This is a genomic window from Umezawaea sp. Da 62-37 (assembly GCF_032460545.1).
Classification (GTDB): domain Bacteria; phylum Actinomycetota; class Actinomycetes; order Mycobacteriales; family Pseudonocardiaceae; genus Umezawaea.
In genome coordinates this window covers 7,797,762-7,821,046 of the sequence record NZ_CP135965.1, presented here as the reverse complement: position 1 = coordinate 7,821,046, position 23,285 = coordinate 7,797,762, and the positions used below count along the sequence as shown (strand labels likewise).

The following is a 23,285-nucleotide window of genomic DNA, read 5'->3' as shown; positions in this document are numbered from 1 at the left end:
CGAACGGCTGGTGCACAAGGTCAACACCGCTCCCTACTGGCAGGATGGCCGCGTGTCCAGAGCCCGTGTGCTCCTACTGCCGGTGTTCCTGCTACTCGCCGCGTTCTCGCTGACGGGGTGCGTCCGCCTGCACGCCGCCATGGCGGTCTCGGAGGACGACCGCGTGTCCGGCGAGATCATCGCGGCGACCCCTCCGACCGCGGACAACGACCCCGGCCCGCAGCTGCGCGTGCCGTCCGAACTGGCGAGCCGGGTCACCACCAAGCCCTACAAGGCCGACGCCTACGCGGGCACCCAGCTGTTCTTCAACGGCCTGACCTTCGACGAGGTCCGCACCCTCTCGGCCGCCACCAGCTCCTCCAGCAGCCGCTACACGCTGAGCTTCCGCCGCTCCGGCGACCTGGTCACGATGTCCGGGTCGGTCGACCTCACCCAGGTGCCGATCGACCGCGCGGACATCCAGGTCAAGATCAGCTTTCCTGGCGGCGTGGTCAACACCAACGGCCGCGAGGAGGAAGAGGGCACGATCGCCTGGAGCCCCAAACCGGGGCAGGCGTCGATGCTCACCGCCACTGTGCAGTACGCGGGGCCGGACTCCGAGGGGTTCTTCGGCTGGGTGATGCTCGTGGGCGCCCTCACCGGCGGGGCGGCGCTCATCGTCGTCGTGCTGGCGCTCGTCGCGCACCGGCGGAGCCTGGTGGCCTGACGCCCGGTGCGCCTTCGCCGATGTCACCAGGACGGGTGAACATCGGCGGAGGCGCACCGGGGCCTCGCGGGCTCCAGGGCGGTGACCGCTGGCCCTTGCCGGGTTTCGCTCCGCGCGGGGTCTACCCGAGACGCGCGAAACCCGGCGAGGATCGTGGTCACCGCACTAGCGGCCGCGGTGCTCCCAGGCGTGCACCAGGGCCGACGCCGCCCGGTTGCCGTACTCCGAGAACGGCAGCACGGTCGGCCGCGCGCCCTGGTCACCCGCGCACACGAACAGCACGCGGGTGTTGCGGTCGAGCACCAGGCGGTGGGTCATGCCGAAGTCCGCTTCGAGCGTGGTCGCGGCCAGGGCGTTCACGTCGCTGACCGCGATCGCCTGGTGCACCGCCCTGACACGGGCGTCGCGCTCGGCGCCCCGCTCCCGGCGGACGCCGGACTTGAACCTGTCGCTGAGCAGCGCGGCGTCCGGGGTCAGGGTGGCCCAGGACTTCGTCGCCAGCTCCAGGCCCCAGCGCTTGCCGAAGCGGTCGGCCGCGACGTAGCGGGGCGGCTTCGCCAACACCGACGGCAGGTCCGGCAGGGACCAGCCGTCCTCGTTGGCGACGGGCACCTTCGCCATCCGCAGCAGGGCCGCCATGTCGCGGCAGACCCGTGAGATCACGGGTTCGGCGGAGCGCACCTTGGCCGCGAAGTCGTCGGCCAGGCCGCGCTTGTGGGCCTCCGACCGGGCTCGCCGCGCCTCGGTTTCCTTCTTGAAGTTCTCGTCGAACGTGGGCATCCGCGCCTCCTCACGCACGCGCGGGGACCAGGCCCAGTCGGGCCACCACTTCCCTCGTCGCCTTCGAGCGGTTCAGGGTGTAGAAGTGCAGGCTCGGCACGCCCTCGGCGAGCAGCCGCTCCCCCATTTCCGTCACCAGGTCGACCCCAGCCTTCCGGAAGGCCGTCGGGTCGTCGACGAAGGGGTCCAGTCGGCGGGCGACCGAGGGGGGCACGGCGGCGCCGGACAGCTCGATCGTCTTCGCGAGGGTGCGGGGGGTCGTGAGCGGCATGAGGCCGGGGATCAGCGCGGTGTCGCAGCCCAGCGCGTCGACCCGGTCGCGCAGCCGCAGGAAGTCCTCCGGCTGGAAGAACAGCTGGGCGATGGCGAAGTCCGCGCCCGCGCGCAGCTTGCGCACCAGGTACTTGGTGTCGTCGTCGACGTTGCCCGAGCGCGGGTGGCCGTACGGGAACGCCGCGACGCCCACGCAGAAGTCGCCCAGCTCGCGGCAGAGCCGCACCAGCTCCTCGGCGTAGGTGAGGCCCTCGGGGTGGGCGATCCACTCGCCGTTCGGGTCGCCGGGCGGGTCGCCGCGCACGGCCAGGATGTTGCGCACGCCGACGGCGGCGTACCAGCCGATGACGTTGCGCAGCTCGGCGACGGAGTGGTCGACGGCGGTCAGGTGCGCCATCGGCACCAGGGTGGTCTCCTGCGCGACCCGGCCGGTGGTGCGGATCGTGAAGTCGCGGCTGGATCCCCCCGCCCCGTAGGTGATGGACACGAAAGCCGGGTCGAGCGGTTCCAGTTCGCGGATCGCACGCCACAGGACCAGCTCGTCCGCGCTGTCTCGGGGAGGGAAGAACTCGACGGAGAACACGGGCCCGCGCCCGTGCAACCGTTCGACCACCGTCGTCATGCCCCCACCCTAGTGGGGTGCCCGGGTGCTGGAAGAGTGCTTTCACTGGCTGGGAGACGCCCCCCGGTGCGGCGCCGACGGGCCGCAGAGGTGACGATAGGAGGGTGTCCGCTCCAGAGCTGCTCCACCCGTTGGACCTCGCACTGCCCAAGCACGTCGACGAGGCGCTGGCGACGTACCTGGCCGACCGGCGCACGCTGGGCGCGCTGATGGACGACAACTTCACCGGGGCGGTGGACGGCCTGGCGGCGTTCGTGCTGAGCGGCGGGAAGCGCATCCGGCCCACGTTCGCGTGGTGGGGCTGGCGCGCGGCGGGCGGCGACCCGGAGGGCCCTCTCGCGGAGTCCGTGCTCATGGCGGTCAGCTCGCTGGAGCTGATCCAGGCCTGTGCGCTGGTCCACGACGACCTGATGGACGCCTCCGAGGTGCGCCGGGGCAAGCCGACCGTGCACATCGCGTTCGCCCAGGAGCACCGCGACCGGCGCTGGCTCGGCGAGCCGGAGCGGTTCGGGCTCGCGGCGGCCGTGCTGATCGGCGACATCGCGCTCGCGTGGGCGGACGACATGCTGTTCGCGGCGGGCCTGCCGACGGACGCGCTGCAACGGCTGAGCCTGCCGTGGCGGGACATGCGCACCGAGATGCTCGCGGGCCAGTACCTGGACGTGCTGACGCAGGCGCGCGGCGACTCCTCGCCCGAGGCGGCGCTGCGGATCGACCGGCTCAAGACCGCCGCGTACACCGTGGAACGGCCGCTGCACATGGGCGCGGCGCTCGGCGGCGGCCCACCGGAGCTGATCGACGGGCTGCGCAGGTTCGGCGCGGACATCGGGCTCGCGTTCCAGCTGCGGGACGACCTGCTGGGCGTGTTCGGCGACCCGGCGGTCACCGGCAAGCCCGCGGGCGACGACCTGCGCGAGGGCAAGCGGACGCTGCTCGTGGCGCTGGGCATGGAGTACGGCGCGGACGTGCTGCACAAGGCGCTGGGCAACCCGGAGCTGGACGTGGAGACCGTCGACGAGGTGCGGGACGCGCTGGTCGGCGTGGGCGCGGTGGACGCGATCGAGGACCGGATCGCCGAGCTGACGGCGTCCGGGCTGGCCGCCCTCGCCGCGGCGCCGGTGACGGCCCCGGCGGGCGACCGGCTGGCCGAACTGGCCGTCAGCGCCACGAAGCGGACCTACTGACATGAGGGTGATGCCGGGCCGCACCGACCACGTCGTGGTGGTGGGCGCGGGACTCGCGGGCCTGTCCACGGCGCTGCACCTGCTCGGCACCGGCCGGTCGGTGACGGTCGTCGAGCGCGACGCCACCCCCGGCGGTCGGGCGGGGCGGCTGGACCTGGACGGCTACCGGATCGACACCGGGCCGACCGTGCTGACCATGCCGGAACTGGTCGAGGACGCGCTGGCCGCGGTCGGCGAGTCGCTGGCCGACCGGCTCGACCTCGTCCCCGTCGACCCCGCCTACCGCGCGCGCTTCGCCGACGGCACGTCGCTGGACGTGCACGCCGACGCCGACGCGATGGAGGCGGAGGTGCGGCGCTTCGCGGGCCCCGAGGAGGCCGCGGGCTACCGGAGGCTGCGCACCTGGCTGACCGACCTGTACCGGGTCGAGAAGGACACGTTCATCGGCGCCAACTTCGACTCCCCCGCCGACCTGCCGGTGTCGTCGCTGGCGAAGCTGGCTGCGCTGCGCGGGTTCGGCAGGCTCGGGCCGTCGATCGCCCGGTTCCTGCGCGACGAGCGCCTCCAGCGGGTGTTCTCGTTCCAGTCCCTCTACGCCGGGGTGCCGCCGCGCAGCGCGCTCGCCGCGTACGCCGTGATCGCCTACATGGACACCATCGCGGGCGTGCACTTCCCGCGCGGCGGCATGAGGGCCCTGCCCGACGCCATGGCGGGCGCGGCGGCCGACGCGGGAGCCGACCTCCGGTACCGCACGACCGTGGCCTGGCTGGAGCGCATCGGCGGCCGCGTCACGGCCGTCCGCACGACCCAGGGCGAGCGGATCCCGTGCGACGCGGTGGTGCTGACCCCGGACCTGCCGGTGGCCTACCGGCTGCTCGGCAAGGCCCCGCGCCGCCCGCGCGCGGTGCGCTGGTCGCCGTCGGCGGTCGTGCTGCACGCGGGCACCACCCGGACGTGGCCGGAGCTGGCGCACCACACGATCTTCTTCGGCCGGGCGTGGGACCGGACGTTCGACGAGATCACGTCCACCGGCAGGCTGATGAGCGACCCGTCGCTGCTGGTCACCCAGCCCACCCAGGGCGACCCGTCGCTCGCGCCGCCGGACCGGCACCTGAACTTCGTGCTCGCGCCGGTGCCGAACCTGGAGGTCGGCCCGATCGACTGGGAACGGGTCGGTCCCGCCTACCGCGACGAGCTGCTGCGCACCCTCGAGGCGCGCGGGCTGACCGGGTTCGAGGCGTCGATCGAGACGTCGCGCCTGGTCACACCGCGCGACTGGGCGGACATGGGGCTCGCCGCGGGCACCCCGTTCTCGGCCGCGCACACGTTCTCCCAGACCGGGCCGTTCCGGCCGCGCAACCTGGTCGACGGCGTCGAGAACGTCGTGCTGGCCGGGTGCGGCACGACCCCCGGCGTGGGCGTGCCGCCGGTGTTGATCTCCGGGAAGCTGGCCGCGCAACGGGTCGCCGGAAGCCCGTTGAGGACCCTGCGGGCGCGGAACCGGGCGGCGATCGTCACCTGATCGGGCAAGGCCGCGAACCGCGCCCGGCCCAAGCCCGAATACTCCACATGGGCACTGCCCAGGGTGATCTTCACGTGCGAGGATCGTTCAGGGTGTTGCAAGCCCGCCACGCGTGCCCGCCATCGCGTGCCAAGGGGCGCACTCGCTGTGCAACGATGTTGCCGCGATGGCTTCGACTCCGTCCCTTCCCCGTTCGAGCGCCGCGTCCGCGCAGCAGGCGCCGACCGCTGCTACCCGCACGCCGTCGGAACCCACCGGCATCCCGATCCGGACGATCCTGCTCGGCGTCGCGGGCGTCTCCCTCATCTCGCTCGGCGGCGCGGGCGCGGGCGCGGTCCTCAAGACCGACCCGCTGCTGACCGACCTCTCGCTGAGCTGGGTCCGCTACGGCCACGGCCACGACCTGGCGACCGCGCTGCTGTACGCGGGCCTGGGGCTGGTGATCTGGGCGTGGGTGCGGCTGGGGCGGATGGTGCACCGGCGGCACGTCGGCACCGCGGCCGTGCTGATCGCGATCGTGGCGTGGACGCTGCCGCTGCTGCTGTCGCCGCCGTTGTTCAGCAAGGACGTGTACAGCTACCTGGCGCAGGGGCAGTTGGCGCTGCACGGGTTCGACCCGTACCGGGTGGGGCCCGCGGCGCTGCCGTCGCCGCTGAGCGACAACGTGAGCTGGGTGTGGCAGAACACCCCGGCGCCGTACGGGCCGTTGTTCATCCTGATCGCCAAGACCGTCGTGTGGGCCACCAACGCGGGCGTCATCGGCGGCGTGGTCCTCATGCGGCTCGTGCTGGCCGCCGGGCTCGCGCTGATGTGCTGGTCGCTGCCCGGCCTGGCCCGGCACCTCGGCGGTCGCCCCGCCGTCGCGCTGTGGCTGGCGGGCGCGAACCCGTTGATGCTGATCCACCTGATCGGCGGCGGCCACAACGACATCCTGATGGCCGGCCTGATGGCCGCGGGCGTCCTGCTCGTGCTCGACAAGCGCCACGTCCTGGGCATCGTCCTGGTCGCCCTCGCGGTGGCGGTCAAGGCCACCGCCGCGGTGGCGCTGCCGTTCCTGGTGCTGGTCTGGGCCGCCCGACTGGACGGCTCGCGGCGCGCCCGGCTCGGCAAGGCGATCGGCGGCGGGGTCGCGGTGTTCGTCGGCGTGTTCGCGCTGTGCTCGGTCGTCGCGGGCGTGGACCTCGGCTGGATCCCGGCGCTCAGCTCGTCCTCGACGATCGTGAACTGGCTGTCGCTGCCCAGCGCCGTCGGCGATTTCGTGTACACCCTGGTCAGCCTGGTCGTGAAGGTCGAGCCGGGCGTCTTCATGGCTGTCGCGCGCGCCGCGGGCTCGGTGCTGCTGGTCTACATCGCCTGGCGGCAGTGGCGGGCCGCGGAGGACGGCGGCCCCAACGCCATCCGGCACGCCGCCCTCACCATGCTCGCCGTCGCCCTGCTCTCGCCCGCGACGCTGCCCTGGTACTTCAGCTGGCCACTGGTCCTCGGCGCGGGCCTGGCGTGGACCGCCACCGGCCTCACCGCCGTCGTGTTCTTCTCGTCGGTGCTGCTGCTGGTCACGTTCCCCAACGGCGACACCGCCCTCTACTCGTGGGGCTACCTGGCCCTGACCGCCGCCGTCTCCGCGCTGGCCGCCGTGTCGCTCACCAGGCCGGACCCCCTGGAACTGTCGAGCAGGTACGGGCCACGGCCGTGAGCGGGCGGGAACTCGACGCCGCCGGGATCACCGACCCGGCCGTGCGGCTGGCCTACGCGCGCTGCAAGCGGATCAACGCGGGTTCCGGCAAGACGTTCTACCTGGCCACCCGCCTGCTCGCCCCGGCGCAGCGGCCCGCCGTGCACGCCCTGTACGGGTTCGCGCGGTGGGCGGACGAGATCGTGGACTCGAACTCCTCGGCGGGCCGCGAGGCGGAACTCGACGAGCTCGAACGCCAGTTCGGCGACCAGCTGTCCGGACGGCGGACGGACAACCCCGTCCTCGCCGCGCTGGCCGACACGATCGCCCGCCACCGGATCGACCGCGGGCTGTTCACCGACTTCCTGGCGTCCATGCGGATGGACCTGGAGGTCTCCGAATACCGCGACTTGGGCGAACTCGGCCGGTACGTGCACGGCTCGGCGGCCGTGATCGGCCTGCAACTGCTGCCCGTGCTGGGCACGGTGGCACCTCGCGCGGACGTCGAGGCGGGCGCGGCGGCGCTGGGGGTCGCGTTCCAGCTGACGAACTTCCTCCGGGACGTCGGCGAGGACCTCGACCGGGGGCGGCTGTACCTGCCGCTGGACGTGCTGGCGGTGTTCGACGTGGACCGCGACCTGCTCCTGAGCGCCGGAACACCGGCAGGTCCGACCGCAGGGTGCGGCGCGCGCTGGCGCATCTCGCCGCGCACACCTACGCCGTCTACCGGGAGGCGGAGGCGGCCGTGGTGATGCTGCGGCCCGTCTCCAGGCCGTGCGTCACCACGGCGCTGACCCTGTACCGGGAGATCCTGGACGGCATCGTGGCCGCCGACTACCAGGTGTTCGACCGACGCGTAGTCGTGCCGAGGTCGCGACGGCTGGCCGTCGCGCTACCCGGTCTGGCCCGCGCCGCGGTGGCGCGGGCCGTCCGTCCGACGTCGGGTCAGAAGGCCAACGCCTGAGCCCGGCGCTTCACCTCACGACCGCGGTCACCGCGGAGCGCCTCGATCGGCGAACCGGGCAACGTCTCGTCCTCGGTGAACAACCAGGCCAGGATCTCGTCGGTCGAGTATCCGGAGTCGCGCAGCACGGTGATCGTGCCGAACAACCCCTTCACCAGGCCGCCAGCCGCGATGAAATCGGCGGGCACGACGAGCACACCGGCACGCCGTTCGGCGAGCAGCTGCCCGTCGCGGAGCAACTGGTGGACACGGGTGATGGGTAGGCCAAGGCGGTCGGCGACCTCGGGGAGGTCCAGGACCTCCAGGTCGGGGGCCAATACATCCGCAGCGGCGGGAATCGCACTCACGGGGGTCACGATGCCATAACCTCTGATTCCACGCCCTGCGCCAACCGGGTCATCCTCGTCCTCCGTACGATCGGTAGTTGTGGAGAGGTCTGGTACGAAAGTGATCGGCGGATTGCTGGAACACCGCTACCGGGTGGACCGCGTGCTCGCGCGCGGCGGCATGTCCACCGTCTACCGCGGCGTGGACACGCGCCTGGACCGCGCCGTGGCCATCAAGGTGATGGACCCGCAGTTCTCGGCGGACCGGTCCTTCGTCGCCCGCTTCGAGCAGGAGGCCCGCGCGGCCGCCCGGCTCCACCACCCCGGCATCGTCGCGGTGCACGACCAGGGAGTCGACCGAGGCGAACCCGGCGGCGAGCACGTATTCCTCATCATGGAACTCATCGAGGGCGGCACGCTCCGCGACCTCATCAGCGAGCGCGGCACGCTGAGCACCCCGCTCGCGCTGAGCGTTCTCGAGCCCGTGCTGTCGGCGCTGGCCGCCGCGCACCAGGCCGGGCTCGTGCACCGCGACGTGAAGCCGGAGAACGTCCTGATCGGTCTGGACGGCCGGGTCAAGGTCGCCGACTTCGGTCTGGTCCGCGCCGTCGCCAGCGTGAGCACCACCAGCGACAGCACGATCCTGGGCACGGTCGCCTACCTCTCCCCCGAGCAGGTGGCCACCGGCGCTTCGGACGCCCGCAGCGACGTGTACTCGGCGGGCGTCGTGCTCTACGAGATGCTGACCGGCGTCACGCCCTACCTCGGCGACACGCCCATCTCGGTCGCCTACCGGCACGTGAACGAGGACGTCCCGGCCCCCAGCGTCCTGGTCCCCGGCATCCCGCCGGAGCTGGACCAGCTGGTGGTGCGCGCGACCCGCCGCGACCCCGCGCAGCGCCCCGCCGACGCGGCGGCGTTCCTGGCCGAGGCCGAACGGGTGCGCGCCGCGCTGGGCGTGCCGAGGATGACCGTCCCCGCCCCCGCGCCGAACCAGCACGACCAGACCGTCCGCGTCCGCCCCGTCCAGGCGCCCGCGCCCGGCTCGGCCGCCGCCGAGCTGACGATGCCCGTGCTGGCCGCCGCGAGCGCCGGTGCCGCCACGATCAGCCATCGGGTACCCGGAACGCCCGGCGGGCACCCCGGAGGCCCTCAGGGCACCGTGGCGCTCAACCGCACCGCCTACCAGCCGCCGCCCGCCGCCCCCGCGCCGCCGAAACCGGCCGCGAAGAAGCGGGTGCCCCGCAAGACCGCCGCCGAGGTCTACGAGGAGGAGCGCAAGCGCAACAAGCGCCGCTTCGTCCTCTGGGTCAGCCTCGTCGCCCTGCTCGCCGTCCTCGTCGGCGTCACGGCCTGGTGGATGGGCAGCGGCCGGTTCACCACCGTGCCCGGCCTCGTCGGCGCCGAGGAGGAGACCGCCGTCATCCTGCTGAAGGACGCCTCCCTCAAGTCCACCTTCACGCAGGAGGCCAGCGACACCGTGCCCAAGGGCAAGGTCCTGCGCACCGAACCGGCGGAGGGCACGGAGAAGCTGCGCGGCGACGCGATCAAGGTCTACATCTCGCTCGGCAAGCCCGTGGTCCCGATCGTGCGCCCCGGCAGCGAGTCGAAGGACGTGCAGACCGACATCGAGAAGAGCGGCCTCAAGTCCGCGCTCGACCCGGCGACGGACGTCTTCAGCGACACCGTGGCCAAGGGCAAGGTCGTCACCTCCAAGCCCGTTCCCGGCACCGAGGTCAAGCTCGACTCGACCGTCATCGTCGTGCTGAGCAAGGGCTCCGAACCGAAACCGGTCCCGAACGTCGCGGGCAAGACCAAGGACGAGGCCTTCGCCGAACTCACCTCCCTGGGCTTCGAACCCGTCGAGGGCAAGGGCGAGGCGGCGGCGGGCGTCGAGGGCGGTCGCGTGATCCGCACCGACCCGCCCGCGAACACGACGATCCCCGCGGGGTCGAGCAAGAAGGTCACCGTCACCCTTTCCACGGCCAAGGCGCAGGTCTCGGTGCCGAAGGTCGAGGGGCAGAAGGTGAAGGACGCGAAGAAGGCGCTGGAGGACCTGGGGTTGCAGGTCGAGGTGCTGTTCAACAGGAACGCCAACTCGAAGGTGCTCAACCAGTCCGTTCCGCCGGGCACGAAGGTGGACAAGGGCACGAAGATCACGCTTATCGCGCCGTGAGGGGTGGTCGGCGGAATTGGCTTGTGGTCAATTCCGCCGATGGTTCACACAATAGGAGTCAAATGGCTTTCCGGTTGCCGGGGCGCTGTTGGCGTGCGATCGTGGATGTCATGGAAATAGCGCGTATAACCGCGCACGACTTGGTGAACAACACCGCCGAGGTGCTGGCGCGGGTCGAGGCGGGCGAGGCGATCGAGGTGACCAGGGACGGGGTCCCGGTGGCGTTGCTCACCCAGTCGCCAGCCACGGCGATGACCGAGGGTTTGATCAGGGCTGGCCTGCTGGAATCGGACTGGCGGGAGCGCCAAAGGCTGACTCTGCGCCGGCTACGGGGCAAGGTGCGCCCCAGCGCGCCAGGGGGAGCGCTCGCCTCGGAAACGATCATCGAAATGCGCGAGGAGCGGTTTTGATCTACCTGGACTCGTGCGCGCTGGTCAAAATCGTGCTCGACGAGCCGGAGAGCCAAGCACTCGAAGAGCATCTGTTCAACCATGCTTCGACCATGCAGATCTCAAGCGAGCTGGCGGCTTTGGAGGTCATCCGAGCATTGGTCCGCCTTGAGGTCGACGGAGAAGTTCGATCCAACGCGAAGGTGTTCTTGAAGGACTTCGCGCGGCTACCGGTGAAATCGGCTCTGCCCCACGCGATGGACCAACCCGACCGGTACCTGCGGAGTCTGGACGCTCTGCACTTGGCGACCGCTGAGATGTTCGGCAGCACGCTGACCCAGTTCATCACCTACGACAAGCGGCTCGCGCAGGCTGCGGAAGACGCCGGTCTGCCTGTAGTCGCACCTGCCTGACATAAAGCGAAAACGGCCCCCGGCAACCGGAGTTGTCGGGGGCCGCTGTGCGGAGCGGGTCAGTTGCGGAGCATCTCGGCGACCAGGAAAGCGAGTTCCAGGGACTGCTGGGTGTTCAGCCGCGGGTCGCACGCGGTCTCGTAGCGGCCCGAGAGGTCGGCGTCGGAGATCTCCTGGGCGCCGCCCAGGCACTCCGTGACGTCCTCGCCGGTCAGCTCGATGTGGATGCCGCCGGGGTGGGTGCCGAGGCTGCGGTGGACCTCGAAGAAGCCCTGCACCTCGTCGACGATGCGGTCGAAGTGCCGCGTCTTGTACCCGGTGGACGCCTCGTGCGTGTTGCCGTGCATCGGGTCGCACTGCCAGATGACCTGGTGGCCCGAGGCGGTGACCTTCTCGACGATCGCGGGCAGGAGTTCGCGGACCTTGCCGTTGCCCATGCGGGAGATGAGGGTGAGCCGTCCGGCCTCGTTGCGCGGGTCGAGGCGTTCGACGTACTCGACGGCCATCTCGGGCGTGGTCGACGGGCCGATCTTGAGGCCGATGGGGTTGGAGAGCAGTTCGGCGAACGCGATGTGCGCGCCGTCGAGCTGCCGGGTGCGGTCGCCGATCCACAGGAAGTGGGACGACAGGTCGTAGAGGCGCGGCTCGTCGTTGGACGTGTCCAACCGCAGCAGCGAGCGCTCGTAGTCGAGCAGCAGCGCCTCGTGCGAGGCGAAGATCTCGGTGGTGTGCAGCGACATGTCGTTCACGCCGCACGCGGACATGAAGCGCAGGCCGCGGTCGATCTCGGCGGCCAGGGCCTCGTAGCGCTCCCCGGCGGGCGAGGTGCGCACGAAGTCCTTGTTCCAGTCGTGCAGGCGGTGCAGGTCGGCCATGCCTGCGCTGGTCATGGCGCGCAGCAGGTTCATCGCGGCACTCGCGTTCGCGTACGCCCTGACCAGGCGCGACGGGTCGGGAACCCTGGCTTCCGGGGTCGCGACCAGCGAGTTGACGATGTCGCCGCGGTAGGACGGCAGGCCGAGCGCGTCGATGTTCGACGAGCGTGGCTTGGCGTACTGACCGGCGATGCGGCCGACCTTGACCACGGGCACGCTGGCGCCGTAGGTCAGCACGACGGCCATCTGGAGCAGCGTCCGGATGTTCGCCCTGATGTGCGGCTCGGTGTTGTCGGCGAAGGTCTCCGCGCAGTCGCCGCCCTGCAGCAGGAAGGCGTCGCCACGGGCGACCTCGGCCAGGTTCGCGCGCAGCCGGTCGATCTCGGCGGGCACGGTGATGGGGGGAACGCTCTCGAGCACGGCGCGCACCCGCCGCACCTGCTCCGGGTCAGGCCACTCCGGCTGCTGGGCAGCCGGGCGGGCCAGCGCGTCGTCCAGGCGAGAGCGCATCTCGGGAGGAAGAGGCGGAAGCTCGGGAAGCGTGTCCACGGGCACGTCCACGGTCCAGTTCACAGTGAACAGGGTATTCGTTCCACCTACGGGGATGCTCTGGGGGTTTCCGCAGTCAGGGACGCGGAAGTCCGGGAGCCGGCGTACGGCGTATGCGTGGAGGCCACCCGCACCTGCATTATGAACCTATGAATTCCACCCGATTGGATGATGGTTCGGCGGCACGGCTGCTGGCGACCGCTGTGGCGAACGTCCAACGGGACCACCCCGTGCACTGGACCCACATGGTGTCCTCCGACGCGGACCTGGTGTCCCAGCGGACTTTGCACCCGGTGTTCGCCGGGTCGTACGACTGGCACTCGTGCGTCCACCAGACATGGCTGGCGGTGCGCCTGGTCCGGTTGCGGCCCGACCTGGAGGGCGCGGCCGAGGCCGTCGCGGTGCTGGACTCGTTGCTGACGCCGGAGAAGTGCGAGGTCGAGGCCGAGTTCTTCCGCGGCCAGTGGGGCAAGCACTGGGAGCGCCCGTACGGCTGGGCGTGGCTGCTCGTGCTGGACGCGGAGCTGAAGACGTGGGACTCCGAGACCGCTCGGCGCTGGTCGACGGCCCTGGCGCCGCTCACCGACGTCCTGCGCGACCGGTTCCTCACGTGGGCGAGCACGGCGCGGCTGCCGGTGCGGGTCGGCACCCACGGCAACACGGCGTTCGCGACCGGCATGGTGCTGGACGCCGCGCGCGCCGTGGACGACGTCGAGCTCACCGAGGTGTGCGTCGAGGCTGCGCTGCGGTGGCACCGCGAGGACGTGGGCTACGGCGGGTTCGAGCCGGACGCGCCGGACTTCCTGTCCCCCGCGCTCGTCGAGTCCGACCTGATGCTCCGGGTCCTGGACACCGGGGAGTTCGCCACGTGGTTCGAGGCGTTCCTGCCGAACCTGGACGAGGCGCGGTGGAAGGTGCTGCGCGAGCCGGTGCCGGTGGACGACCCGACCGACGCGTACGGCTCGCACCTGGCCGGGTTGGCGCTGTCGCGGGCGTGGAACTGGCTGGCGATCGCCGAGGCGCTGCCCGAGGGCCACCGCTACCGGGACCTCGCCCTGACCGCGGGCGAGGCGCACCGCGAGGCGGGCTGGCGGTACGTGTTCGGCCACGGCTACGCGGCCGAGCACTGGCTGGGCACGTTCGCCGCGTACCTGGACCTGGGCGCGTACTGAAACGGGAACGGGCCCCGCGTCCACGACGAGGGGCCCGTTCCGAAGATCCAGGACTTAACCGAAGAAGACCTCGGCCTCGGCCAGGCGGTGCGGGGGCACGGTCTTGAGCTCGGCGGTCGCCTCGGACAGCTTCACCCGGACGATCTCGGTGCCGCGCAGCGCGACCATCACGCCGAAGTCGCCGTCGGCGACCGCGTCGGCCGCGTGCAGGCCGAAGCGGGTCGCGAGGACCCGGTCGTACGCGGTCGGGATGCCGCCGCGCTGGGTGTGGCCCAGCACGACCGCGCGGGACTCCTTGCCGGTGCGCTGCGCGATCTCCTCCGCGAGCCACGTGCCGACGCCGCCGAGGCGGACGTGGCCGAACGCGTCCTTCTCACCGGAGTGCAGCAGCTCGGCGCCGCCTTCGGGCACAGCGCCCTCGGCCACGACGATGATCGGCGCGTACTGGTTCTCGAAGCGCCGCTCGACCCAGCTGACGACCTTCTCGACGCTGAACGGGCGCTCGGGCACGAGGATGACGTTCGCGCCGCCCGCGAGGCCGGAGTGCAGCGCGATCCAGCCCGCGTGGCGGCCCATGACCTCGACGACGAGCGCGCGGTGGTGCGACTCGGCGGTGGTGCGCAGCCGGTCGATGGACTCGGTCGCGATGTGCACCGCGGTGTCGAAGCCGAACGTGTAGTCGGTCGCGCCCAGGTCGTTGTCGATCGTCTTCGGCACGCCCACGACGCCGATGCCGTCGTCGGTCAGGCGCTTCGCGACGCCGAGGGTGTCCTCGCCGCCGATCGCGATCAACGCGTCGACGCCCTCGTCGGAGAGCACCTTGCGGATCTTGTCCACGCCGCCGTCGACCTTGTACGGGTTCGTCCGCGACGAGCCGAGGATCGTGCCGCCCCTGGTCAGGATGTCCTCGACGTCCGCGAGACCGATGGACTTGGTCAGCCCCTCGATCGGCCCCTGCCACCCGTTGCGGAAGCCGACGATGTCCCAGCCGTGGACCTCGACACCCTTGCGAACGACGGCCCTGATGACCGCGTTCAGGCCAGGGCAGTCCCCGCCGCCAGTGAGCACACCGATGCGCATCTGCTTCGCCCAATCTCTCTCGAAGACCGTTTGGTCGAGTGCCGCCCAGGGCGTCAGTGCCCGGCGTCACTACCTCGGAGCTTGAAGCGTGTCACGGACTGGATCGGTGCAGCAACACCGAGGTCACAATTCTGTGCTCAGGAGACCGGGAACCCGCGCTTGCGGCGCTCCTGTTCGATCACCTTCCAGCGCGCCAGGTTGTGCCTGGCGTCCGCGAGCGCGTCGTGCGCGTCGGCGGGCGCCTGGGGCAGCCGGGGCCTGCCGACGTCGTCCCAGCGCTGCCGCAGGTCGCGGGTGAAGCGGGGCAGGCTGCGCGGCATCGCGGGCATGGCGCCCCAGAGCTGGGCCAGCGCGACGTGGTCGTACGCCGCGAACCAGGCCCACAGCTCCACCTCGTCGCGGGCCGCCTTGGGCCCGCCGAGGAAGTCCAGCAGGTCGCGCCGGAGCTTCTCCCGGCTGCGCCAGGTCGGGTCGGCGGGCGGCGGGAGCTGGTTGAGCACGTTGTTGCGCACCCAGGGGCCCGCCTTGGCCGGGTCGAACTCGGTCGAGACCGCGTAGAACTCATCGCCTTCCTCGGTCACCACTCCGATCGAGATCAGATCGATGGTGGTGCCGTCCTCGATGAATTCGCAGTCGTAGAAGAAACGCACCGGGCCCACCCTAAGTGCCCGCTCAGCCCGCCTTCGTCTCGGGCACGCGATCGACCGACTTCGCGTCCGGCTGGGCCGGAACGTCGACCGCGGCCTCCGCCGCGGCCTGGTCCTCCTTGGCCTTGGCCGCGTAGACGTCCACGTACTCCTGGCCGGTCAGCTCCATCAGGGCGTACATGATCTCGTCGGTGATCGACCGCAGCACGAACCGGTCGCCGGACAGGCCCTCGTAGCGGGAGAAGTCCAGCGGCTTGCCGATCTTGATCGAGATCCGGGTCGGCTTCCACATGCGGGACCCGATCGGGTTCGCCTTGTCGGTGCCGAACATCGCGATCGGGATCACCGGCACGCCCGCTTCCAGCGCGATCCAGGCCACCCCGACCTTGCCCTTGTACAGGCGGCCGTCCGGCGAGCGCGTGCCCTCCGGGTAGATGCCCAGCAGCTTGCCCTCGCGCAGGATCCGCACGCCCGTGGACAGCGCGCCCTGGGCCGCCGAGGCGCTCGACCGGTCGATCGGCACCTGCCCGACCCCGGACATGAACGCCTTCTGCAGCCAGCCCTTCACGCCGGTGCCCGTGAAGTACTCGATCTTGGCCGGGAAGGTCACCCGCCGCGACAGCTTCAGCGGCAGGAAGAAGGAGTCGGAGACCGCGAGGTGGTTGCTCGCCAGGATGGCGCCACCCTCCTTCGGGATGTTCTCGGCGCCCTCGACGATCCGGGGGCGGAAGAACACCTTCAGCACGGGTCCGAGAAAAATGTGCTTCATCAACCAGTACAGCACTGCTGGGAGCGCCTCCCTCACCGACCTTGATCCGACCTCAGCCTACGTAGCCGACGGCACAAGGCACAACGAACACGCGCACCCGGTCGACACGGGCCGAGATCCCTCCGGTTGCCGGGACCCGGAACCAGGGGCGCACGTGGGACGATGACGGGGATGTGGACGACGCCCGGACACGGGAGGGCTGGAGCACGCCGATGGATTCCCGACGCGACTCGACGGACGGCCCCGAGGACGTGGACGCGGCCTTCGCCGAAATCGTCGCGAGCCTCGAACGGGACGGGATGGGCGCCAACTGGCCCGATCCCCCCGACTTCGACGAACCGGAAGACGAACCCGTGGCGGCGGGCATCCGCCCCGAAGGCCAACCACGCGTGGCCGCGCCCGATCCGGACGACGACGAGGACGACGAGCACTTCGTCCCACCCGAACCCCCGCCCCTGCCCAAGCTGCGGGCGGGCACCATCGCCGCGCTGGTCGTGATCCTGCTCGGCGTGGTCCTGCTGTTCGTGCCGCAGATGTTCGGCCTCTCGACCCAGATCACCGTTCCAGCGGCACTGGTCGTGCTGTGCGGCGGCGTCGGCTGGCTGGTGCTGCGCATCCGTCCCGACCCGCCGGCGGACTCGGGTTGGGATGATGGTGCGGTGCTTTAGCCGGTCCGGTCGTGGGGTGGGCGGGCGGCGAGGGTCGGGAGGCTTGGGTCAGGTGTCTGAGCGTTCGACACGGGGTGTCTGAGCGTTCGACTCGCGGGGGTGGCGGCCGTTTCGGGTGGTCCGGTCAGCCAGCTCCCGCGCCAGCGTCGCCACGCCCACCAGACCGGCGTCATCCCCCAGTTGCGCGGTCCGGATCCGCGCCAGCGGCCGGTGCCCGGCACCCGTCACCACCTGGGCGTACCGCTCTCGAGCCTCGTCCAGGAAAAGCGGCGCCGACTCCGACACCCCTCCCCCGATGACCACCATCTCGGGGTCGTACACGTCCGCGACCAGCGCCAGCCCGTCCCCGAGCCACTTCGCCAGGTCCGACATCGCCCGCAGCGCCAGCGGGTCGCCGTCCCGAGCGGCCGCGGCCACCCTCCGCCCGGTGATCGCACGCGAGTCCCGCAACGCCTCCCGCACCAGCACGGTCGACACACCGGGGTTCTTCGCCAGCAGCTCCACCGCCGTGGTGCTCAGCGCCGTGCCGCTGCAGTACCTCTCCCAGCACCCGTTCTTCCCGCACGGGCAGGGGCGGCCGTCCGGCACCAACCGCAGGTGCCCCAGCTCGGGTGCCACCCCGTAAGCCCCTCGGAACACCTGCCCGTCGATCAGCAGCGCCCCGCCGATCCCGGTCCCCAACGCCACCAGGACGGCGATACCAGCCCCGCGAGCGGCCCCGAACCGGTGCTCGGCCAACGCCGCCGCGTTCGCGTCGTGCTCCAGCACCACCGGCATCCCGATGCGCTCCGACAGCCGCTGCGCCACCGGCGCCTGCCGCCAGGCGAGGTGGGGCGCGAACCGCACGGTGCGCCGGTCCGTCGCCACGAAACCGGCCACGGCCAGTCCCACGGCGGAGATGTCGTGCCGGGTGGCCAGCTCGGAGACCGCGGACGTGATCGCGTCCTCCAGCGGTCCCTCGTCGCCCGGCGTCAGGGCACGGGTGATGTCCAGGACGGCCCCGTCCGCGTCGACCACGCCCGCGCGAACGCTCGTCCCACCGATGTCGACACCGACGGTCAGCACTGCGAACCCTGGGCGGTCCTCCGGCGCACCACCTGGATGTGCTGGACCCTCGGCTCCTCGGTCGCGGGCTCCGGCTCGGGGGCCGCGCCCGGTTCGCCCAACGCCATCCGCAGCACCGTGATCAGCCCGGACACGTGCTCGGCCGCCTTCGAGGCGAGTTCCGAACGATCACCGCGCAGCAGCGCGGCGCCGTTGCAGAGCGGGCACCAGCCGCAGGTCTGCGGGGTGTGCTCGGCACCAGCCTCGCCCGCCGTCGCGACCTTCTGCAGCCATGGCTGCGCGCGTTCGGCCGCCACGTCGATCAGCGACCGCAGTTCCTCGACCAGCTTGGCCGTCTTGTCGTCCGCCACAGGGCTCACCGCATCCACAGGTTGGGGTCGGGGCGGAAGCTGACCGCCAAACCCGTCTCGTCCATCTCGGCACCGGTCACGACGCAGCGGCGCAGCAGCGGCGGCAGCGCGACGAGCCTGCGCCTGCCGTCGACGGTCACCGCGAGCTCGTCGCCCACGCGGGCCAGGTCCAGGGCGGTGTCGTCGCCCAGCGGCAGCGCGATCCGGAGCGTGTACTCGGCCTCGGCGCCCCGACCGCCGCCGGTGACCTCGAGCATGGGGGCCGCGGAGGACTCGACGCCGCTGAGCGGGTCGGCGCCCTCGTACAGCTGGGCGGCCACGTCGAGCAGGGCGGGCACGCCGACGGGTTCGGCCGCGCGGTGGTCGACGACGCGCATCGCGCCCTCGCCCACCCCGGTCAGCTCGGCGGACCGGCGCAGGTCGGCGAGCACGGCGTCCTGCTCGGCGCGGCGGGTGCGCAGCCACGCGGCGGACTCGCCGAACTCGGCGCCCGCGTCGGGCACGAGGCGGTTCGCGATGACGCCGTCGACGCGGATGCCCCGCAGCGCCAACGCGGTCAGGGTCCGGCGGGTCTCCGCGGCGACGACCCGTTCGGGGGTCAGCACCAACCGGACGCTCGTCGAGGTCTGGTCGGTGAGCATCGCGCGCAGCGCGTCGAGGTGTTCGGCGAGCCTGCCGAGCGCGTCGGCGGTCGCGTCCCACGTCTCCACGGTGGCGGTGCCCGCGACGCCCGCGAGGAGGCCGCGGACCACGCGCCGGTGGGTCGGGAAGAGGCGTTCGAGGTACCCGGCGAAGGCCTCGGGGAGCGAGAGCAGCCGCAGCGTCTCGGCGGTCGGACCGCAGTCGACGACCACCGCCTCCCACGGTCCCGCGTGCGCGAGCCGGTGCACCTCGGCGAGCGCGAGGAGTTCCTCGACGCCGGGCAGCACCGTCAGCTCCTCGGCGTCGAGCTCGTCGACACCGGCGCCCGCGAGGATCGTGCGGAGGTGGCCGCGCAGGTCGTGCCAGGCGTGGTCGACGAGGTCGCGCGGGTCGATCTGGGCGGCGAACAGGCCGGAGTCCACTTCGGACGGTCGGCCGTCGAGCGGGACGCCGAGCGCGTCGCCGAGGGAGTGCGCGGGGTCGGTGGAGACGACCAGCGCCTTGCGGCCGTCCGCGGCGAGCTGCGCGGCGGTGGCGGCGGCGAGCGTCGTCTTGCCGACGCCGCCCTTGCCGGTGAACAGCAGGACGCGTGTCATCCAGCGTTCTCTACGCGCCGCTTGAGCTCCTTGAGGGCGGTGTCCATGATCATCTTTTCGGCCTTGCGGCGGAAGAGGCCGATCATCGGCACGACCAGCTGCACGGACAGCGTGTAGGTCACCTCGGTGCTGCCGCCCTTGGGCTTCAGGACGTAGCTGCCCTGCTGGGACTTCTGCATGTTGCCCTTGACGAGGGTCCAGGCGACGCCTTCGGCGGTCCACTCGTAGGCCAGCACGTACTCGTCCTTGATGGGGCCCTGGTCGATGTTGAACTTCACCTGCGCGGCCCGACCGTCCTCACGGGATTCGAGCACCTCGGTGCGCTTCACCCCGTTCGCCCAGTCCGGGTACGACTCGAAGTCCGCGATGACCGCCAGGATCTGCTCCGGCGGCGCGTCGATCACGATTGACTGGGTGGACTCGTCGGCCATGCGCAGCAGGTTACAGCGTTGGACGGCCACCGCTCCGCGGGCTCCGGCTCGGCCGCCGGGGAGCGCGGCGCTCACCACCTCAGCGCGTACGGCCTGCCGATCCGCTGGAAGTGCCCGACGTTGACGCATTCGGTGCGGCCGATCCGGACCCGCCGGGACATCGGCTGGTGGACGTGGCCGAACACCGACCAGCGGGGCTGTTCGCGGTGGATCGAGTCGAGCACCGCGGTCGAGCCCATCTCGGCGCGGCGGGCGACCACGTCGTAGGTCAGCTCGGCGACGGCGGGCGGGATGTGGGTGCACAGCACGTCGACGTCCTCCAGTCCCGCCACCGCGGCGCCGAAGGCCTCCTCGGTGCGCAGGTACGGCAGCCACGGGGCGTCCGGCGGGAGCACGTGGCCGCGGCCGAGCAGGGCGCCGCCCGCGAAGCCGAATCGGAGCCCGCCGATGTCGACCACCCGGCCGTCGACCATGTGCACGCCGTCGCGGGCGAACTCGGGCCACAGCGCGGGCGAGTCGACGTTGCCGGGGATGGCGTAGGTCGGGGCGGTCATCGCGCCGAACATCTCCGCGTACTGGGTGCGCACGGCCTCGTCGACGACCTTGCGCGGATCGTCAAGGCCCGCCCACAGCGATCTCAGGAACAGGCCCGCCTCGGGTCCCATCGGGCCGCGGCGCAGCTCGGCGAACACGCCGACCTTCTCGGCCCCGAACACCTGGCCGAGGATGCCCTTGTCGTGGTCGTAGTAGTCGACGAAGTCGACCAGGTCGCCCAGCACGATCAGGGCGTCGGCGCCGTCACCCGCGCGAGCGAGCGCTTCGGCGTTGCCGTGGACATCGGAGACGACGTGAACCCGCACACGTCCAAACCTACGACACGGGCGGCGGACAGCCCGGAGCGCGACCCGCTTCCAAGGTCATCTTGAGACCGAGGGAGACCTCCTTGGCCTCGAGCTGGCGCCTGCGCAGCTCCTTGCGGATCCGCTTCGCGGGCACGTCACCGGGCAGGTCGGCGCGCAGGAAGTAGTGCAGCAGGGTCCCGTCGAGCACGGGCTCCAGCCACACCTCCATGGTCCCGACCAGGGCGCCCCCGACGGTCCACCGCAACCCTTGGTCACCGCGGTCCAGGTAGACCTCGACGTCGAGGTCGGGCCAGAACCGGCGCCAGGCGGAGGGCGGCGCGAAGGCGGCGGCCACCAACGACCGCGGCACCGCCAGGAAGGTCTCGTCAACGACGTCCACACTCGCCACGGCTGGGAGAGTGCCACGACACGGTCACGGAACACCCCACCGGCCTGGTGTATCGCCGGAATCACAGGCTAGGTTTCCCACCGGTAACAAACAATCGTCCGGAGGTTGACGTGCGCGAGTTCAGCGTCCCCGCAACCAGCCCTGTGGCTGCCGAGGAGAACCTCACCGACATGGTGTGGGCGAACGCGGAGCGCTTCGGCAACGCGGTCAGCTTCCGGCGCCGCGTCGACGGCACCTGGGTCGACGTCACCGCGCGTGACTTCGCCGCGCAGGTGCTGGCCGTGGCCAAGGGGCTCATCGCGGCGGGCATCGGGCCCGGTGACCGCATCGGCCTGCTGTCCAAGACCCGCTACGAGTGGTCCCTGCTCGACTTCGCCATCTGGTCGGTCGGCGGCGTCGTCGTGCCGATCTACGAGACCTCGTCGGCCGAGCAGGTCGAGTGGATCCTGTCCGACTCCGCCGCCAAGGCCGCGTTCATCGAGACGTCCGCGCACCGCGCCACCGTCGACGGCGTCGTGGACCGGCTGCCCGAGGTGCGCCACGTGTGGCAGATCGACGGCCCCGGCGCCGACGGGGCGGCGGGCGCGATCGACGAGCTGACCGCGCTGGGCGCCGAGTCGTCGGACGACGACGTGCGCGAGCGCAGGCGGCTGGTCGGCGCGGACGACACCGCGACCATCGTCTACACGTCCGGCACGACCGGTCGCCCCAAGGGCTGCGAGCTGACCCACCGCAACCTGCTGTCGGAGGTGCGCGGGGCGCTCGTGGCGTTCCCGGAGCTGCTGATCGCGGGCAACTCGCTGCTGGTGTTCCTGCCCCTCGCGCACATCCTGGCGCGCGCCCTGGCCGTCTGCGGCGTGTACGCGCGGGTGACGCTGGGCCACACCTCGGACGTGAAGAACCTGCTGGAGGACCTCGCGTCGTTCCGGCCGTCGTTCGTGGTGGCCGTGCCGCGCGTGTTCGAGAAGGTCTACAACGGCGCGAAGCAGAAGGCGCACGCGGGCGGCAAGGGCAAGATCTTCGACGCGGCCGAGGCGACCGCCGTCGAGTACAGCCAGGCCATGGACAAGGGGAACATCGGCGTCGCGCTGAAGGTCAAGCACGCGGTGTTCTCGAAGCTCGTCTACTCGAAGCTGAAGGCGGCGCTCGGCGGCCGCTGCATCGCGGCGGTGTCCGGCGGCGCGCCGCTGGGCGAGCGCCTCGCGCACTTCTTCCGCGGCGTCGGCGTGCCGGTGCTGGAGGGCTACGGGCTCACCGAGACCAGCGCGGCCGCGGCGGTCAACACGCAGAAGGCGTTCCGCGTCGGCACGGTCGGCCTGCCGCTGGGCGGCACCTCGGTCCGGATCGCCGACGACGGCGAGATCCTGATCAAGGGCGACGTGGTGTTCCGCGGCTACTGGAACAACACCGAGGCCACCAAGGAGTCGCTGGACGACGGCTGGTTCCACTCGGGCGACATCGGCGAGCTGGACTCCGACGGCTTCCTGAGGATCACCGGGCGCAAGAAGGAGATCATCGTCACCGCGGGCGGCAAGAACGTCTCCCCCGCCGTGCTGGAGGACCGCCTGCGGGCGCACCCGCTGATCAGCCAGTGCATGGTGGTCGGCGACGCCCAGCCGTTCATCGGCGCGCTGGTCACGATCGACCCGGAGTTCTTCCCCACCTGGCGCGGGCAGCACGGCAAGGGCGACGACGCCACGGTCGCCGACCTGGTCGCCGACGCCGACCTGGTGGCGGAGATCCAGGCCGCCGTGGACGACGCGAACCTGGCGGTGTCGAAGGCCGAGGCGATCCGGAAGTTCCGGATCCTGCCCGAGGACTTCACCGAGGCGAGCGGGGAGATCACGCCGAGCCTCAAGCTGCGCCGCACGGTCGTCGCGGGCAAGTACTCCGGCGACATCGCGGCCATCTACGCGAAGTAGGAAAAAAGGGGGCGGCCTGGCCACGGCCGCCCCCGGCAAGGCCGTCTTCCGCAAGAACGGCCCGAAGTTAAGACGGGTGGCTCACGCCCGGAAGGACGTGAGCCACCCGACCCCCAGTGGATCGCGTATCCGCTGCTCAGCGGACCCGATGAAGTTCATGTCCCGATCTCCCGACCGGGATGTCCCTAGACTGCCGTACCGCTCTGTCGTATCGCTGACGCCGCAATGACACCTGCCGTCA

The 23,285-nt window shown here is 71.5% G+C and carries 23 protein-coding genes and 1 pseudogene; 11 read left to right on the top strand and 13 right to left on the bottom strand.

Going from position 1 to position 23,285, the window contains the following annotated elements:
* The first annotated feature begins 52 nt into the window (after window positions 1–52).
* On the top strand, window positions 53–706 hold the full coding sequence (locus RM788_RS36130) for a DUF3153 domain-containing protein (protein ID WP_315923573.1): 654 nt from the start codon (window positions 53–55) through the stop codon (window positions 704–706).
* Window positions 707–871: 165 nt separating this feature from the next.
* Here the strand turns inward: RM788_RS36130 and RM788_RS36125 are convergent, their stop codons facing one another.
* Together RM788_RS36125 and RM788_RS36120 are read right to left on the bottom strand one after the other, a co-directional pair.
* On the bottom strand, window positions 872–1,486 hold the full coding sequence (locus RM788_RS36125) for a hypothetical protein (RefSeq protein ID WP_315923571.1): 615 nt from the start codon (window positions 1,484–1,486) through the stop codon (window positions 872–874).
* A gap of 10 nt (window positions 1,487–1,496) precedes the next feature.
* Complete coding sequence (locus tag RM788_RS36120; RefSeq protein ID WP_315923569.1) at window positions 1,497–2,381, bottom strand: methylenetetrahydrofolate reductase; 885 nt, start codon at window positions 2,379–2,381, stop codon at window positions 1,497–1,499.
* A gap of 104 nt (window positions 2,382–2,485) precedes the next feature.
* On the opposite strand from RM788_RS36120, the gene RM788_RS36115 reads away from it, so the two are divergent.
* The 4 genes and pseudogenes from RM788_RS36115 to RM788_RS36100 all read left to right on the top strand — a co-directional run bounded on the left by RM788_RS36115 (window position 2,486) and on the right by RM788_RS36100 (window position 7,723).
* Window positions 2,486–3,565, top strand: a complete 1,080-nt coding sequence (locus RM788_RS36115; RefSeq protein WP_399341131.1) for a polyprenyl synthetase family protein — start codon at window positions 2,486–2,488, stop codon at window positions 3,563–3,565.
* A 1-nt stretch (window position 3,566) separates the two neighbouring features.
* Window positions 3,567–5,087: a phytoene desaturase family protein gene (gene crtI / locus RM788_RS36110; RefSeq protein ID WP_315923567.1), complete on the top strand. Its 1,521-nt coding sequence runs from the start codon at window positions 3,567–3,569 to the stop codon at window positions 5,085–5,087.
* A gap of 166 nt (window positions 5,088–5,253) precedes the next feature.
* Window positions 5,254–6,780 carry a polyprenol phosphomannose-dependent alpha 1,6 mannosyltransferase MptB gene (gene mptB, locus RM788_RS36105; RefSeq protein ID WP_315923565.1) on the top strand — a complete coding sequence of 509 codons (1,527 nt, stop codon included), beginning with the start codon at window positions 5,254–5,256 and terminating at the stop codon, window positions 6,778–6,780.
* Window positions 6,777–7,723, top strand: a pseudogene (locus RM788_RS36100) (phytoene/squalene synthase family protein). The gene mptB and the pseudogene RM788_RS36100 overlap by 4 nt, the downstream one beginning before the upstream one ends.
* Here RM788_RS36100 and RM788_RS36095 read toward each other — a convergent pair.
* Window positions 7,705–8,070, bottom strand: a complete 366-nt coding sequence (locus tag RM788_RS36095) for an Rv2175c family DNA-binding protein (RefSeq protein ID WP_315923563.1) — start codon at window positions 8,068–8,070, stop codon at window positions 7,705–7,707. The pseudogene RM788_RS36100 and the gene RM788_RS36095 overlap by 19 nt on opposite strands.
* Window positions 8,071–8,170: 100 nt before the next feature.
* On the opposite strand from RM788_RS36095, the gene pknB reads away from it, so the two are divergent.
* From pknB to RM788_RS36080, 3 genes are all read left to right on the top strand, one after another.
* Window positions 8,171–10,225, top strand: a complete 2,055-nt coding sequence (pknB, locus tag RM788_RS36090; protein ID WP_315923561.1) for a Stk1 family PASTA domain-containing Ser/Thr kinase — start codon at window positions 8,171–8,173, stop codon at window positions 10,223–10,225.
* 110 nt (window positions 10,226–10,335) lie between these two features.
* Complete coding sequence (locus RM788_RS36085; RefSeq protein ID WP_315934844.1) at window positions 10,336–10,635, top strand: type II toxin-antitoxin system Phd/YefM family antitoxin; 300 nt, start codon at window positions 10,336–10,338, stop codon at window positions 10,633–10,635.
* Window positions 10,632–11,027, top strand: a complete 396-nt coding sequence (locus tag RM788_RS36080; protein ID WP_315923559.1) for a type II toxin-antitoxin system VapC family toxin — start codon at window positions 10,632–10,634, stop codon at window positions 11,025–11,027. Before RM788_RS36085 ends, RM788_RS36080 begins: the two co-directional genes overlap by 4 nt.
* Window positions 11,028–11,086: 59 nt before the next feature.
* Here RM788_RS36080 and RM788_RS36075 read toward each other — a convergent pair whose 3' ends face one another.
* Entirely contained in the window at window positions 11,087–12,475 is a 1,389-nt protein-coding gene (locus tag RM788_RS36075; RefSeq protein WP_315923557.1) for a class II 3-deoxy-7-phosphoheptulonate synthase, read from the bottom strand.
* 125 nt (window positions 12,476–12,600) lie between these two features.
* On the opposite strand from RM788_RS36075, the gene RM788_RS36070 reads away from it, so the two are divergent.
* The gene (locus RM788_RS36070) at window positions 12,601–13,623 is read left to right on the top strand and encodes a DUF2891 domain-containing protein (RefSeq protein ID WP_315923555.1); all 1,023 of its coding nucleotides are present in this window, start codon (window positions 12,601–12,603) and stop codon (window positions 13,621–13,623) included.
* A 54-nt stretch (window positions 13,624–13,677) separates the two neighbouring features.
* On the opposite strand, the gene RM788_RS36065 is transcribed toward RM788_RS36070, so the two are convergent.
* The 3 genes from RM788_RS36065 to RM788_RS36055 all read right to left on the bottom strand — a co-directional run bounded on the left by RM788_RS36065 (window position 13,678) and on the right by RM788_RS36055 (window position 16,134).
* A complete protein-coding gene (locus tag RM788_RS36065) occupies window positions 13,678–14,703 on the bottom strand; it encodes a 6-phosphofructokinase (RefSeq protein ID WP_315923553.1) in 1,026 nt (341 codons plus the stop codon).
* A gap of 137 nt (window positions 14,704–14,840) precedes the next feature.
* Window positions 14,841–15,353 (bottom strand): polyadenylate-specific 3'-exoribonuclease AS, encoded by a 513-nt coding sequence (locus RM788_RS36060; protein WP_315923551.1) that lies wholly within the window; start codon window positions 15,351–15,353, stop codon window positions 14,841–14,843.
* Between the two features lie 22 nt (window positions 15,354–15,375).
* Window positions 15,376–16,134 (bottom strand): lysophospholipid acyltransferase family protein, encoded by a 759-nt coding sequence (locus RM788_RS36055; protein WP_315934843.1) that lies wholly within the window; start codon window positions 16,132–16,134, stop codon window positions 15,376–15,378.
* 197 nt (window positions 16,135–16,331) lie between these two features.
* Between RM788_RS36055 and RM788_RS36050 the strand changes: the two genes are divergently transcribed.
* Window positions 16,332–16,787 (top strand): hypothetical protein, encoded by a 456-nt coding sequence (locus RM788_RS36050; protein ID WP_315923549.1) that lies wholly within the window; start codon window positions 16,332–16,334, stop codon window positions 16,785–16,787.
* 48 nt (window positions 16,788–16,835) lie between these two features.
* On the opposite strand, the gene RM788_RS36045 is transcribed toward RM788_RS36050, so the two are convergent.
* From RM788_RS36045 to RM788_RS36020, 6 genes are all read right to left on the bottom strand, one after another.
* Window positions 16,836–17,852, bottom strand: coding sequence for an ROK family glucokinase (locus RM788_RS36045; protein ID WP_315923547.1), 1,017 nt, complete (start codon window positions 17,850–17,852; stop codon window positions 16,836–16,838).
* Window positions 17,846–18,211 carry a hypothetical protein gene (locus RM788_RS36040; RefSeq protein ID WP_315923545.1) on the bottom strand — a complete coding sequence of 122 codons (366 nt, stop codon included), beginning with the start codon at window positions 18,209–18,211 and terminating at the stop codon, window positions 17,846–17,848. Before RM788_RS36040 ends, RM788_RS36045 begins: the two co-directional genes overlap by 7 nt.
* Entirely contained in the window at window positions 18,208–19,440 is a 1,233-nt protein-coding gene (locus tag RM788_RS36035) for an ArsA family ATPase (RefSeq protein ID WP_315923543.1), read from the bottom strand. Before RM788_RS36035 ends, RM788_RS36040 begins: the two co-directional genes overlap by 4 nt.
* The gene (locus RM788_RS36030; protein WP_315923540.1) at window positions 19,437–19,871 is read right to left on the bottom strand and encodes an SRPBCC family protein; all 435 of its coding nucleotides are present in this window, start codon (window positions 19,869–19,871) and stop codon (window positions 19,437–19,439) included. The genes RM788_RS36035 and RM788_RS36030 overlap by 4 nt, the downstream gene beginning before the upstream one ends.
* Before the next feature lie 71 nt (window positions 19,872–19,942).
* Entirely contained in the window at window positions 19,943–20,731 is a 789-nt protein-coding gene (locus RM788_RS36025) for a metallophosphoesterase family protein (RefSeq protein WP_315923538.1), read from the bottom strand.
* Between the two features lie 10 nt (window positions 20,732–20,741).
* The gene (locus tag RM788_RS36020; RefSeq protein ID WP_315923536.1) at window positions 20,742–21,122 is read right to left on the bottom strand and encodes a polyketide cyclase / dehydrase and lipid transport; all 381 of its coding nucleotides are present in this window, start codon (window positions 21,120–21,122) and stop codon (window positions 20,742–20,744) included.
* Between the two features lie 110 nt (window positions 21,123–21,232).
* Here RM788_RS36020 and RM788_RS36015 point away from each other — a divergent pair, with 110 nt between their 5' ends.
* A complete protein-coding gene (locus RM788_RS36015; RefSeq protein ID WP_315923534.1) occupies window positions 21,233–23,044 on the top strand; it encodes an AMP-dependent synthetase/ligase in 1,812 nt (603 codons plus the stop codon).
* Window positions 23,045–23,285: the final 241 nt, after the last annotated feature.

What these genes read in the sequence shown, in the direction of transcription:
- RM788_RS36125 (WP_315923571.1), bottom strand. Translation starts at nt 1,486, where the DNA reads ATGCCCACGTTCGACGAGAACTTCAAGAAGGAAACCGAGGCGCGGCGA.
- crtI (WP_315923567.1), top strand. Translation starts at nt 3,567, where the DNA reads ATGAGGGTGATGCCGGGCCGCACCGACCACGTCGTGGTGGTGGGCGCG.
- RM788_RS36085 (WP_315934844.1), top strand. Translation starts at nt 10,336, where the DNA reads ATGGAAATAGCGCGTATAACCGCGCACGACTTGGTGAACAACACCGCC.
- RM788_RS36050 (WP_315923549.1), top strand. Translation starts at nt 16,332, where the DNA reads ATGGATTCCCGACGCGACTCGACGGACGGCCCCGAGGACGTGGACGCG.
- RM788_RS36070 (WP_315923555.1), top strand. Translation starts at nt 12,601, where the DNA reads ATGAATTCCACCCGATTGGATGATGGTTCGGCGGCACGGCTGCTGGCG.
- RM788_RS36065 (WP_315923553.1), bottom strand. Translation starts at nt 14,703, where the DNA reads ATGCGCATCGGTGTGCTCACTGGCGGCGGGGACTGCCCTGGCCTGAAC.
- RM788_RS36030 (WP_315923540.1), bottom strand. Translation starts at nt 19,871, where the DNA reads ATGGCCGACGAGTCCACCCAGTCAATCGTGATCGACGCGCCGCCGGAG.
- mptB (WP_315923565.1), top strand. Translation starts at nt 5,254, where the DNA reads ATGGCTTCGACTCCGTCCCTTCCCCGTTCGAGCGCCGCGTCCGCGCAG.
- RM788_RS36035 (WP_315923543.1), bottom strand. Translation starts at nt 19,440, where the DNA reads ATGACACGCGTCCTGCTGTTCACCGGCAAGGGCGGCGTCGGCAAGACG.
- RM788_RS36120 (WP_315923569.1), bottom strand. Translation starts at nt 2,381, where the DNA reads ATGACGACGGTGGTCGAACGGTTGCACGGGCGCGGGCCCGTGTTCTCC.